Below are 13,294 nucleotides of genomic sequence, written 5' to 3' on the forward strand. Positions count from 1 at the left end.
AAGATATCCTAATTTAAAATGAAAGAGTTAATGAATTTATAAATTCGCATGTTGCGAAGTGCTAAATTTTTGAAATTGGTAAATAGTGACTTGCCAAAAATAAGTACGAGAGTATAATGTGAAATGGAATACATATTGGGTTTTAGTAGTAACCTTACAAAATTGTAAGGTTAATGAAAGGAAATTCAATATGAAGATAAATAGACTTACATTATACTTGGTAAAGAGAAAGAGAGGCGAATGGGTATGAGCTCTGAATTAGAACAAAATACGAGAAGTAATAAAAAGCGTTCTAAAAGAAAGTCAATAAAATGGTTCATATTAATTCCATTTTTCCTACTTATTTTTGGAGGAGTAGGATATGGTTCGTTTATATATAATAAAGCAAAAGCTGTTGTAAATGATGCGTATGCGAAAATTGAAAAGTCATCAAAGCGTGATAAAGAAGTTGAACCTTTAAAGGATAATATTTCAATATTAATCATGGGTGTAGATGGAAGTGAAATGAGAAAAAGCCAATATGGCGAAGCAGTTCGAACAGATGCACTTTTATTAGCAACAATTAATAAAGATGATAAGTCTGTTAAGCTAGTAAGTATTCCACGTGATTCACGTGTTTATATTCCAACTAGAAAAAAATTAGATAAAATTACTCATGCTCACGTATTTGGTGGCGTAGAAAGCACACGCGATACGGTGGAAAGATTCTTAAATGTCCCTGTTGATTATTATGTGAAGTTTAACTTTGAATCATTCGTACAAATTGTCGATTCAATTGGTGGTATTGATATTGATGTACCAGTTACTTTCACTGAACAAGATAGTAAAGACCAAGCTGGTATGATCCATTTAGAAAAAGGTTACCAACATTTAAATGGAGAACAAGCACTTGCACTTGCAAGAACGCGTAAAATTGATAGTGACGCAATGCGTGGACAGAGACAGCAACTTGTAATAGAAGCAATTGCTAAAAAAGCGATGTCTGTTCAATCAATTATCAAGATGGGCTCTTTACTAGATGCGGTTGATAAAAATATGAAAACGAACTTAACATTTGACGATATGCTTGCCATTACAAAAAATATGGCAGGATCTAATTTGGAAATGGAAAAATTGCAAATAGAAGGCACAGATAAACGTATCGGTGGTATTTATTATTACATTCCAAATGAAAAAAATGTAAAAGATATTTCAAAAAAATTAAATGATCATTTAGGTGTAACGCCAAAATCAGTCCGAAATGAATAATAAAAAAAGATTGGCTTTTGCCAATCTTTTTTTTTGGAATGTATTTGTAACTTTTCTGTAACGATTTTTTAGTTTAGAAAAATTATACTCATATGTATGAGTATAATGGATAGGTAAAAAAGTAAAAGGACATATTCAAAATTTGTGGTAAGGAAAGATATCATATGCAGAAATGGTTAAGTATGATGGGAATTATCTTTATATTGACTGGATGTAAAATGTCTGAAGCTCCAACAAGTCTAATGGAAGCTCCTACAAATGAAAAATGGATTAATGAATTAAAGGAACAAATTGATAAAGATTTACCTGTTAATTATCGCTTACTTACTCCAATGTCTAACAAAGATAAACAGATGATTTGGTCAATGAATTTTAAACAAGATAATAAGAAAGAAGCCATCTTATTTTATAAATTGCCGAATGAAGATCATAGCGTATATTTAGCCGTATATGAAGAAATCGGAAATGGCTGGAGAATAAAGTCCACACATAAATTTGATGGTGGAGATGTAGATATCGTTGAAGTCGGTGATTTTACAGGGAACGGGAAGAGAGAGTTGTTAATCGGAATCTCTGTAAATCGTGAATCGTTAGAACATGTTATGTATGTTTTTTCGGAAGAAAATGAAGAGATGAAGGAAATATATAATCGAAGTTATACGAAGTTATTCATAGAGGATCTAAATGAAAATGGACTGAAAGATATAAGCCTTGTTACATTTGAAAAAGATGAGAAGCTGACAGTTGAGTTCATGGAACAATTTAAGACTTTATCTGAAGTGTCATACGATCCATTTATAAATAGTATTCAAAGAATACAAATGGGTCGTATTTCTAAATCATTAAAGGCAGTTGTAATCGATGCGGGAACAGGGGCTCATTCAGGTATAACTTATGTAGCAAAATTTGATCAGGATCATTATGAAGTATTACCTATGGGATGGGAAAGAAGATTTATTTAATGAATATGTTGTAGAAAGTAAAGATGTTAATGAAGACGGCATTATTGAATTTGTTCGTACTGTACGCCCAAAAGGTTGGGAAGATAAATCACATGGTGATAGTCCGCTTTTCGAACGTTACATACAGTGGAGTGAATCTGGAATTAAACCAATTGAAGAACGATATATAGATATAGAAAAAGGGTATTATGTGAAAATTCCTAAAGAGTTAATAGGGAAAATTACAATACCAGATCAGCAAAAAGAATCAAATTCTCAAAAGTTTTTGGATACAAGAACAAATAAAATATGGCTTGAAGTTCATATTTTTAAGCGGAAAGAATGGTTCAATATAAAAGGCTACAGCGCAGCAATTAAAACGGCTTCTCACGTATATGCAGTACCGAAGCAATCGGAATTTGAAAAAGTGAAAGCATATATAAAACCGCTAGCGGATTATCAACAAGAGTAGGGGGTGGGAATTATGTCAAAAATTTTAGTTTTAGAAGATGAATTAACGATCCGTAGCTTTATTGTTTTAAATTTAAAACGTGCTGGATTTTATGTAATAGAAGCTACTACTGGAGAAGAAGCGTTACAAATTTTGAGTGAACAAACTGTTGATATAGCACTGCTGGATGTAATGTTACCGGGGATTGATGGTTTAGAGGTTTGTAAGGCTATCAGGAAAGAAAATAAAAAAATGGGTATTATTATGTTAACCGCACGTGTACAAGATGAAGATAAGGTGCAAGGACTAGGAATGGGTGCAGATGATTATATTGCAAAACCGTTTAGTCCAGTAGTATTAACTGCACGTATACAGTCTTTATTAAGAAGAATAGAAGTACATGAAGAAAAAACGAATATTGTTACGTCAGGTCCATTTTCGTTAAATATTATAGAAGAAAGATTGTATAAAGATGGACAATTAGTCGATTTAACACCTACAGAGTATATGATATTACAGTATTTAATGAATCAGGCTTCAAAGCCAGTTTCGCGTGATGAAATTTTAAATATGATTTGGGGAACCAATTACGTAGGTGAGACGAAAGTAGTAGATGTAAATATGAGACGGTTACGTCAAAAGATAGAATGTAATCCATCAGAACCTGAATTTATTCTTACGGTGTGGGGAAAAGGATATGTGTGGAAGGAAAGTATGAGATGAAACGGAAAGTGACTTTATATTTTATGACGGTCATTACACTTATGCTTGTATTATTTGAAGTTGTATTTTCAGTCTCAATTTATCGATACTATTATAATGGTATTGTGCAATATATAGAGTCTCATGCGAAAACGAGTACACGTTTTTTTTCAGAATACAATTCACTATACTTTATTCGATTACAAGAATATAGTGGTGACATAATTAGTAGCTTTCAATTAGAAGGAACAGAATTACAGTTAATCGATCGTCACGGCTCGGTTATACAATCTTCAAGTGGTGAAAAGGTAGAAGGTAAAGTGAATATTCCACAATCATTATTAGAAGGTGAAATGTATAATCAAGTTACTACGAAAGGTAATAAAAAACAACTAGAGGTGCTAAGCCCACTTATACATCAAGGACAAACTATTGGTGTTTTAAAATATACGACTGTTTTAACAAATGTAAATAAAAAGATTATTGAAATTATTACGTTTACTATTTCTGTAGGTATTGTTATTTCGGGAGTCGTCTTCTTAATTAGTAGACGTTTGGCAAATTCATTTGTTGAGCCAATTGAATCCATTATTCAAGCCTCTTCACAAATTGCAGAAGGCACATTAAAGCAAAAAATTAAAGAAGATTATCCTGGAGAATTAGGTGACTTGGCACATAGTTTAAATTATATGGCCTATAAAATAGATAAGGCTGAGCAGATGAAAAATGAATTCATTGCTTCTATTTCGCACGAAATACGAACGCCTTTAACAGGAATTAAAGGTTGGAGTGAGACGTTAAAAACAGTAGATCATTTAACAGAAGAAGAAATAAAGCAAGGTATGGGCATTATTTCAGGTGAGACAGATAGATTGATTCATTTAGTAGAAGAATTGCTAGATTTTTCAAGATTACAATCAAATCATTTTAATTTATATAAACAAAAGGTGCAGTTGTACGATATACTAGAGGAGACGATTTGGCAATTAACTCCTAAATCGGAAGAGAAGGAAATTCAATTTATTACTACTATAGACCGAATGGAATTGATGGGAGATCGAAATAGGTTAAAGCAAGTTTTCTTGAATATTGTTCAAAATGCAATTAAGTATTCACATAAAAAAAGTACAATACACATTGAAGCGACTAAAATAGAAGGACAAGCAGTGATTAAGGTAAGAGACGAAGGGATTGGAATTGCTAAAGAACATTTACCATATATTGAGCAATCATTTTACCAAATTAATAATCATGCTGCAGGTGCAGGTATTGGTTTAGCTATCGTTAAAAAAATGGTAGAGCTTCATAGCGGTGTGCTTAGTGTTACAAGCAAAGAAGGAATAGGAACAACAATTTTGATAAAACTCCCATTATAATACAAATAAAATCTATTTATATGGTGAAATAAAAATAAATAGATGTATAATTATATTGGGCGATTTATATATAAGATTAATAGGGAGAGGAATTCGATAGAATGGAAAAAGCTTTAAAAATTAAACAAATAGTAGTCGTTTTAATAGCGATTGCCGCAGTAGCTATTGGGTATTACATGTTTCAATCAATTACTTCACCAGCAAAAGCTGTTGCGAAACAAGAAAATGTAGTGCAGCTTGCAAGTGAACAGCCGAAAGTTGAAATGAATAAAACGGCACCAAGTCGTTTTAATGGAAAAGAAAGAAAAGTTGCTTATCTTACATTTGACGATGGGCCAGGGAAATATACGGCTGAATTATTAAATACGCTAAAACAACATGATGCGAAGGCGACGTTCTTTTTAATTGGAGCGAATGTAAAAGAATTTCCTGATTTAGTGAAACGTGAAAATGCTGAGGGTCATTATGTAGGCATGCATAGTATGACACATAATTTCGCAAAGTTATATAAAAATGGCGAGTATGTAAATGAGATGAAAGAAGATCAAGGTTTAATCGCTAATATTATTGGGAAATCACCTAAATTAACACGTCCTCCATATGGTTCGATGCCTGGATTGAATGAAGGTCTTCGAAATAAAGTGGTAGAAGGCGGATTTAAAGTATGGGATTGGACAATTGATTCATTAGATTGGAGATACAATAAAATGCCAGTTGATGCAGCTGCAGCACAAATTGCTCAAAACGTATTAACAAACGCAACAAAACCACAAGAAGTAATTTTAATGCATGATATTCACCCGCAATCAGTTGCTGCTGTGCCAGCAATTTTAAAGGGGCTAAAAGAAAAAGGTTATGAGTTTGAAGCTTATCATGAAGAGAGTCACTTCCCAGTGAACTTCTGGCATGATAACCGTATGTAATGGAGGAATGAACGTTGAAGTATGGAAAAGTAGCAGTAGTTGGAGCGTTATCAGTAGGACTTTTAACAGGTTGTTTCGGTGAAAAGCCAGAAGAAAATCTATATACAGCTTTTGAAACAGCAGCAACACAAGAAAAATCTTTAGTGGATGAAGCAAAAAAATTAGAGCAATTAGAGAAACAAGGGCAAGAATTATATGCTCAAATTTTGCAAGAAGGTAAAGAACATAATGAAGCAGTTGTGAAGAAAATAGAGCAAGCTACTGCAAATGTAGACGATCGTGAAAAAGTATTGAAAAGTGAGAAAGAAATGCTAGAAAAAGCACAGAAGGAAACGAAGTCTGTTCAAAGTAATATAGAGAAGATTGAAGATAAGAAGTTACAAAAACAAGCAAAAGCAGTAGAAGAGTCGTATAAGAATCGTTATGATGCATTCCAAAAGATGAATGAAAATTACACGAAAGTGTTAGCGACTGAAAAAGAACTGTATGAAAAATTAAAAGTAAAAGAAACGAAATTAAAAGAAATCGGTGAAAAAGTTAAAACTGTTAATGAATTAAATGTGGAAGCACAAAAGTCGAAAGAGCAGTTTAACAAATTTACAAAAGAGTATAATGACAGTAAATTAGCATTCTACAAAGGTGCAGAAATTAAGATTAAAGATCAGAAATAAAGAAGAATCTAAAGTGTAATAAAAAGCCGGAGAAACATCGTTATAAATGTTTTTTCGGTTTTTTACGTTAAATGAATAGAAAAGACTGGAATTGATATCATAAAAGAGTTATAGTGAGTTATTCTAAGGGAAACATTGTAAAGTAAGGAGAATAGGAATATGTCATATGAATTTTTACTCAAATTAGGTTTAGCACTCTTTTTAGGATTATTCATCGGGATAGATAGGCAGCTAAAGAATAAACCACTTGGTGTGAAAACAAGTATGGTTATTTCTGTAGCAAGTTGTTTAATTACGATGGTTTCAATTGAATCTGTGCATGTATATTCTGTTCCAGGACATACAAATATGGATCCGATGCGACTGGCCGCTCAAATTGTTAGTGGAATTGGTTTTCTTGGCGCAGGTGTCATTTTACGAAGAAGTAATGACGTTATTTCTGGATTAACAACAGCTTCTATGGTGTGGGCTGCTTCAGCTTTAGGAATCGCAATTGGTGCAGGATTTTATTTACAAGCGACAGTTGCTATGGTTTTAATTATTTTAGCGATTAATGTACTTCCGCAACTTGTGAAAATTGCAGGACCGTATTCATTAAGACAAAAGGATTTATCTATAAAAATTACTGTTAAAGAGCATCATGAGTTAGATGGTATATTTAAGCAAATTAAAAATTTAGGCATGCATGTGAAACGCGTGAAAATTAAAGATATAGATAGTGGAGCATTTCAGCAACTAGAGATGGTTATTTTAGCTCCAGAAGATTTATATACAACAGAGTTATATAGTTCCCTGAAAGAGATAGATCGAGTAGTTTCAGTTGAAGTGGAAAGTAGATAATTGTGATAAAAAAGAGTGAAGTGAATTCACTCTTTTTTATTTGGATTTTTAAGGAATGAAATTGATATAATGATGAGTAATAAAGGGAGAGAAATGATGGGAATACATATTAGAAGAGCAATAAAGGATGATATACAAGGTATAGCAAAGGTGCATGTCGATAGTTGGAAAGCAACGTATAAAGGGATATTTGCTGACGAAATTCTAGATAATATAGCATATGAGAAACGAGAAAAACAATGGGAAGATATTTTTCAAAAAGAGGGTAATCATCAATTTAGATTTGTAGCAGAGAATTTAAATGGAGAAATAGTTGGATTCATCGATGGGGGAGTAGAAAGAACTGGTACATATAATTGTGATGGAGAATTATATGCAATCTACCTTTTACAAGAGTATCAAGGAATGAAAATAGGACAAAAGTTATTTCAAGCTTTATTATCGGATTGTATAAATAATGATATGCAATCACTTTTAGTTTGGGTTGTTACGAATAATCCTTCTAAAAAGTTTTATGAAAAATTTAACCCAGAAAAAATTGATACAAAATTTTTAGAGCGATTACAGGTAGAAGAGACAGCATATTGCTGGAGAGATATAAATAATATTATTATGTAAATTTTATGTTTGAAAGAGGTATACCAATTAAGGTATACCTCTTTTGTTTAAACATTTTGGATAGATTACTAATGAAAAATAGTAAGTATGTAGTTTGAAACTGAGTATTTTTTTGTGTATTTTTAACTAGATCAAAGAAAAGAGGGAAAACAATAAAAATTAAAGCAGATAAAAAAATTCTGAAATATACTATTGAATTGAATATCATTATCAATTAGAATCATAGTTGATAACGATATTCAATTATCAATTGTAATATGAAATTCTCATAGCGTTAATATAAAGAGGAGGACCAACATGCAGCATGCGAAACAAATCGCAGAACATGCAACATTACAAAGCTTTTTAAACTGTTATTTAAGAGAAACAGGGAGTGGAGAATGGATTACAGAGGATGAAAGAATGAAGAGTATCTTCAGTAATACGTTGAATAGAGATACAGTCCCCACATATTTATGTTGTCGGCTATCGGCACAGAACGTTACTTTGTATGGAGAAGTTATATATAAATCATCAACAGATCGCCATTTGTTTGGAGAACAATTTTATTATCAAATTGGAGATAGTAATTCTGTTATTACAGCAGATTACGTTACAGTTATCACATTTTTAATAAAAGAGATGTCTATCAACTATGGAGAAGGAACGAATCCTGCGGAACTTATGCTTCGAGTCATTCGTAGTTGTCAAAATATTGAGGAATTTACAAAAGAGAGAATAGAAGATACATCCGCATTATACGGTTTCCATACAACTTTTATAGAAGCGGAGCAGTCTTTATTATTTGGGCATTTAACTCATCCTACACCAAAGAGTAGACAGGGGATATTGGATTGGAAAAGTGCAATGTATTCTCCAGAATTAAAAGGAGAATGTCAGCTTCATTATTTTCGGGCACATAAAAGTATAGTAAATGAAAAATCATTATTATCAGATTCTACAACAATGATTATAAAAGAAGAATTAAGCAATGATGAGACGGTTAGTAAGGAATTTATAGCGAAGTACTGTAAGGAAGATCAATATGCATTAATTCCAATTCATCCGCTTCAGGCAGAATGGCTCTTGCATCAAGCTTACGTACAAGATTGGATAGTTCAAGAATTGCTTGAGTATATTGGACCTATAGGTAAGTATTATATGGCAACATCATCACTAAGGACACTGTATCATCCCGATTCGAAGTATATGCTTAAGTTTTCATTTCCGGTGAAAGTAACGAATTCAATGCGTATTAATAAACTGAAAGAACTTGAGAGTGGTCTTGAAGGGAAGGAAATGTTAAATACGGCTATTGGTGAAGTACGAGAAAGATTTCCAGGATTTGATTTTATTTGTGATCCAGCCTTTATTACATTAAATTATGGAACACAAGAATCTGGATTTGAAGTAATTATTCGTGAGAATCCTTTTTATAGTGAACATGCAAACGACGCAACATTAATTGCTGGGCTAGTTCAAGACGCTATACCTGGAGAGCGTACGCGGTTATCGAATATTATTCATCGTCTAGCAGATTTAGAAAGTAAAAGCTGTGAAGAAGTAAGCTTAGAGTGGTTTAGACGATATATGAATATTTCTTTAAAGCCAATGGTATGGATGTATTTACAGTATGGTGTTGCATTAGAAGCTCATCAGCAAAATAGCGTTGTTCAGCTAAAAGATGGTTATCCGGTCAAATATTATTTCCGTGATAATCAAGGATTTTATTTCTGTAATTCAATGAAAGAGATGCTTAATAATGAATTAGCTGGTATTGGAGAACGTACTGGAAATTTATATGACGACTATATTGTGGATGAGAGATTTCGTTACTACTTAATTTTCAATCATATGTTTGGCCTCATTAATGGTTTTGGCACAGCAGGATTAATTAAGGAGGAAATTCTTCTCTCGGAATTAAGGTCTGTACTAGAATCATTCCTTCCGTATAACCGGGAACCTTCAACATTTTTAAGAGAATTATTGGACGAAGATAAGTTAGCGTGTAAAGCAAATTTACTAACGAGATTTTTCGATGTCGATGAGTTAAGTAATCCATTAGAGCAAGCAATTTATGTGCAAGTACATAATCCGCTCGTTAGAGAAGTGGCTGTTCGTTCATAAATAGCGTTAAAATTTCACGTAATACAAATAATGGTATTTTGTCATAAGGTGGAGGGTTTTATGAGAGTGGACATGTATCATACGAAAGTATTGAAGGCGCTCGAATCAGAAGATTACATTTCAGTAAGAAGAAGAGTGCTACGTCAATTAGTAGAATCGTTAATTTATGAGGGGATTATTACACTGGTTCGCATAGAAAAAGAAGAACAAATTCTTTTTCTAATACAAGGACTTGATGAAGAAGACAAAAGTGTCACGTACAAATGCTATGGCAGGGAACGGATGACATTTGGACGTATTTCTTTAGACTCATTAATAGTAAGAGTCCAAGATGAACAGCAAGAAATACAGTCTGTCTCGCAATTTCTAGAAGAAGTTTTTCGGGTTACTAGTGTAGAACAAGCTAAATTAGATTCTTTTATGCACGAATTAGAACAAACAATATTTAAAGACACGATTGCACAATATGAAAGAAATAATAAGAGAGAATATACTCAAAAATCTTACGATGAGTTTGAAAGCCAATTAATAGATGGCCATCCATATCATCCTAGTTATAAAGCACGTGTTGGATTTCAATATCGTGACAATTTTCAATATGGTTATGAATTTATGCAGCCAATAAAACTCATATGGATTGCAGCACATAAGAATTATGCGACTGTAGGTTATGAGAATGAAGTGATGTATAACAACATTTTAAAAGAGGAGATTGGCGATCGTAAATTAGAAGAGTTTATGGAACGAATTCGTAATAAGGGATGTAATCCAAAACAGTACGTGTTTATACCTGTTCACCCATGGCAGTGGGAGAATTTCATCATTTCAAATTATGCGGATCATATACAGGGTAAATTTATTATTTATTTAGGAACATCAGAGGACGATTATTGCGCGCAACAGTCAATGAGAACGTTAAGAAATATTACGAGTCCAAAGAAACCGTACGTTAAATTATCGATGAATTTACTCAACACTTCAACACTTCGTACGCTGAAACCATACTCTGTTGTAAGTGCACCAGTAATATCAAATTGGTTAAATGATGTTGTAAGTAATGACGCCTATTTAATGGATGAAGCACGTTTAATCTTGTTAAGTGAGTTTTCAAGTGTAACGTATGACATGAATAAGAAAGCTATATATGGTTCATTAGGATGTATTTGGCGCGAAAGCGTTCACAAGTATTTAGATGCACAAGAGGATGCAATTCCTTTTAATGGTTTATACGCTAAAGAGAAAGATGGTACACCAATTATTGATGCGTGGTTGAATAAATATGGAATGAAGGATTGGCTACAATTACTTATTCAAAAAGCGATAATACCAGTTATACATCTTGTTGTAGAGCATGGCATCGCACTGGAATCACATGGACAAAATATGATTCTAGTCCATAAAGAAGGGGTGCCTGTTCGTATTGCGTTAAAGGATTTTCATGAAGGGCTTGAGTTTTATCGTCCATATTTGAAAGAAGTTGACAAATGTCCCGACTTTACTAAAATGCATAAAACATATGCGAATGGAAAAATGAATGATTTCTTTGAAATGGATCGCATTGAATGTTTGCAAGAGCTGGTGTTAGATGCACTATTTCTGTTTAATTTAGGAGAATTAGCATTCGTACTTGCGGATGAGTATGGATTGAAAGAAGAACATTTTTGGATGATGGTTGTTGAAGAAATTGAAAATCATTTAAGAATATATCCACATTTGAAAGGTAGATTTGAAAATATTCAATTATATGCACCTACATTCTATGCTGAACAATTAACGAAACGTCGATTATATATGGATGTGGAATCGCTTGTTCATGAAGTTCCAAATCCATTGTATAGAGTAAGACAACTTATGAAACAAAAATCAGCTGTTACAGGGGGAAATTATGCTAATCGTTAATAAACAAGAGTATAGCAAAAGTGATTTTGAATTGAGATTACAAGTTTATGAGGAAATGGAACAATTTCAAAAAGCAGAAGGAAATAGATTTGCACTTTGTCTGAAAGATCCATTCGATATTATTACGCTTGTGTTTTTCTTAAAAGAAAAGAAATCATCAGTATTACTTATACATGAAGATACGCCAAAAGAAACGGCTATTGAAATGGCAAAGCGTGCAAATTGTGTAGGGATTTTATATGGAGAATATGGCGATTTTACAAAATTAGAAGTAGGGAACTTTTTACTAGAAGAGCCTTCTTTATTGCAATATAGTTCGGGAACTACGGGAGAACCGAAACTGATTCGTAGAGCATGGACGGAAGTTGATACAGAAATTACTGCCTATAATGAAGCTTTAAATTGTGAAGTAGATGAAGTGCCAATCGTTATGGCTCCTGTTTCACATTCATACGGACTAATATGTGGTACGTTATCAGCAATTACGAGGGGGAGCAAGCCTGTAATCATTACGAACAAAAATCCTAAATTCGCATTAAATATAGTTCGCAATACAGAAAAACATATTATATATGCAGTACCACTTATGTTACACATTATGGGGAGTTTTCCATTAGGAACGTTCCAGTTTCATAAAATTATGACATCAGGATCGCCTTTGCCAGAAGCACTATTTTATAAACTAAAAAAAATGACAACATATATGATGCAGCAATACGGTTGTTCTGAAGCAGGTTGTATTAGTATATGTCATGATATGAAAAGCCATTTAGATTTAGGAAACCCTCTACCTCATGCAAGTATAAGCATAGGTTCAGATGAAAATGCACCGGAAGAAATCGTCGTGAAAATGAATGATAAGGAAATTTTCACGAAGGATTTAGGGTATAAATCTGAGCGTGGCATTCATTTTATGGGGCGTATGGACGATGTAATTAATGTCTCAGGATTAAAAGTCTTTCCTATAGAGGTAGAAGAAACGATGCTTCGATTGGAAGGTGTGCAAGAGGCAATTGTATATCGGGGGAAACATCCTGTGATGGGCGAAATAGTTAAAGCGAAAGTGATCTCTCATGTTGATCCAGTGAAAATAAGAGAATGGTGTATTCAGCACTTACCTTCTTATAAAGTTCCGCATGAAATTGAAAGTGTAAATGAAATTCCTAAAAATAAAACTGGAAAAGTAAGTAGAAAGTTACTAGAGATGGGAGAGGTTACAACATGAGACGGGAAGCGTTAAAGACTGCCGTGTTAAAAATTATGATAGAAAAAATGGAACTGAAAAATGTAACGCATTTAGAAGAAACGATGCGCTTAAATCAAGATTTATATATAGATTCGGTCATGATGTTACAGCTTATTGTATACATAGAAATGGATGTAAAGCTATGCGTTCCAGAGGATGAGGTAGACCCAAAGGCATTTCTTACTGTAGGATCTTTGCTTGATTTTATGGAAGAGTTAGAGCCGTTACAGGAAGTAAATGTGAATAACTAACCTTTAGGAAAGTGGATGAGAG

General features: G+C 33.1%; 11 protein-coding genes and 1 pseudogene. All 12 read left to right on the top strand.

Annotation, left to right across the window (positions count from 1 at the left end):
- The first annotated feature begins 246 nt into the window (after window positions 1-246).
- The 12 genes and pseudogenes from BC_RS09840 to asbD all read left to right on the top strand — a co-directional run bounded on the left by BC_RS09840 (window position 247) and on the right by asbD (window position 13,272).
- Complete coding sequence (locus BC_RS09840; protein WP_164928329.1) at window positions 247-1,248, top strand: LCP family protein; 1,002 nt, start codon at window positions 247-249, stop codon at window positions 1,246-1,248.
- A 164-nt stretch (window positions 1,249-1,412) separates the two neighbouring features.
- Window positions 1,413-2,661, top strand: a pseudogene (locus BC_RS09845) (hypothetical protein).
- Between the two features lie 12 nt (window positions 2,662-2,673).
- Complete coding sequence (locus tag BC_RS09850) at window positions 2,674-3,363, top strand: response regulator transcription factor (RefSeq protein ID WP_000036073.1); 690 nt, start codon at window positions 2,674-2,676, stop codon at window positions 3,361-3,363.
- Complete coding sequence (locus BC_RS09855; protein ID WP_033685471.1) at window positions 3,360-4,718, top strand: sensor histidine kinase; 1,359 nt, start codon at window positions 3,360-3,362, stop codon at window positions 4,716-4,718. Before BC_RS09850 ends, BC_RS09855 begins: the two co-directional genes overlap by 4 nt.
- 101 nt (window positions 4,719-4,819) lie before the next feature.
- A complete protein-coding gene (locus BC_RS09860) occupies window positions 4,820-5,641 on the top strand; it encodes a peptidoglycan-N-acetylglucosamine deacetylase (protein WP_000409484.1) in 822 nt (273 codons plus the stop codon).
- Between the two features lie 14 nt (window positions 5,642-5,655).
- Window positions 5,656-6,312, top strand: a complete 657-nt coding sequence (locus tag BC_RS09865) for a YkyA family protein (protein WP_000873571.1) — start codon at window positions 5,656-5,658, stop codon at window positions 6,310-6,312.
- Window positions 6,313-6,471: 159 nt separating this feature from the next.
- On the top strand, window positions 6,472-7,152 hold the full coding sequence (locus BC_RS09870) for an MgtC/SapB family protein (protein ID WP_000119510.1): 681 nt from the start codon (window positions 6,472-6,474) through the stop codon (window positions 7,150-7,152).
- Window positions 7,153-7,248: 96 nt separating this feature from the next.
- A complete protein-coding gene (locus tag BC_RS09875) occupies window positions 7,249-7,770 on the top strand; it encodes a GNAT family N-acetyltransferase (RefSeq protein WP_000511208.1) in 522 nt (173 codons plus the stop codon).
- 297 nt (window positions 7,771-8,067) lie between these two features.
- Entirely contained in the window at window positions 8,068-9,876 is a 1,809-nt protein-coding gene (locus BC_RS09880) for an IucA/IucC family protein (RefSeq protein ID WP_001163354.1), read from the top strand.
- A 60-nt stretch (window positions 9,877-9,936) separates the two neighbouring features.
- The gene (locus tag BC_RS09885) at window positions 9,937-11,775 is read left to right on the top strand and encodes an IucA/IucC family protein (protein ID WP_001261814.1); all 1,839 of its coding nucleotides are present in this window, start codon (window positions 9,937-9,939) and stop codon (window positions 11,773-11,775) included.
- A complete protein-coding gene (locus tag BC_RS09890; protein ID WP_000909573.1) occupies window positions 11,762-13,000 on the top strand; it encodes an AMP-binding protein in 1,239 nt (412 codons plus the stop codon). The genes BC_RS09885 and BC_RS09890 overlap by 14 nt, the downstream gene beginning before the upstream one ends.
- A complete protein-coding gene (gene asbD, locus BC_RS09895) occupies window positions 12,997-13,272 on the top strand; it encodes a petrobactin biosynthesis protein AsbD (protein ID WP_001250566.1) in 276 nt (91 codons plus the stop codon). The genes BC_RS09890 and asbD overlap by 4 nt, the downstream gene beginning before the upstream one ends.
- Window positions 13,273-13,294: the final 22 nt, after the last annotated feature.

This window comes from Bacillus cereus ATCC 14579 (genome assembly GCF_000007825.1).
Classification (GTDB): Bacteria; Bacillota; Bacilli; order Bacillales; family Bacillaceae_G; genus Bacillus_A; species Bacillus_A cereus.

What these genes read in the sequence shown, in the direction of transcription:
- BC_RS09840 (WP_164928329.1), top strand. Translation starts at nt 247, where the DNA reads ATGAGCTCTGAATTAGAACAAAATACGAGAAGTAATAAAAAGCGTTCT.
- BC_RS09850 (WP_000036073.1), top strand. Translation starts at nt 2,674, where the DNA reads ATGTCAAAAATTTTAGTTTTAGAAGATGAATTAACGATCCGTAGCTTT.
- BC_RS09855 (WP_033685471.1), top strand. Translation starts at nt 3,360, where the DNA reads ATGAAACGGAAAGTGACTTTATATTTTATGACGGTCATTACACTTATG.
- BC_RS09860 (WP_000409484.1), top strand. Translation starts at nt 4,820, where the DNA reads ATGGAAAAAGCTTTAAAAATTAAACAAATAGTAGTCGTTTTAATAGCG.
- BC_RS09870 (WP_000119510.1), top strand. Translation starts at nt 6,472, where the DNA reads ATGTCATATGAATTTTTACTCAAATTAGGTTTAGCACTCTTTTTAGGA.
- BC_RS09875 (WP_000511208.1), top strand. Translation starts at nt 7,249, where the DNA reads ATGGGAATACATATTAGAAGAGCAATAAAGGATGATATACAAGGTATA.
- BC_RS09880 (WP_001163354.1), top strand. Translation starts at nt 8,068, where the DNA reads ATGCAGCATGCGAAACAAATCGCAGAACATGCAACATTACAAAGCTTT.
- BC_RS09885 (WP_001261814.1), top strand. Translation starts at nt 9,937, where the DNA reads ATGAGAGTGGACATGTATCATACGAAAGTATTGAAGGCGCTCGAATCA.
- BC_RS09890 (WP_000909573.1), top strand. Translation starts at nt 11,762, where the DNA reads ATGCTAATCGTTAATAAACAAGAGTATAGCAAAAGTGATTTTGAATTG.
- asbD (WP_001250566.1), top strand. Translation starts at nt 12,997, where the DNA reads ATGAGACGGGAAGCGTTAAAGACTGCCGTGTTAAAAATTATGATAGAA.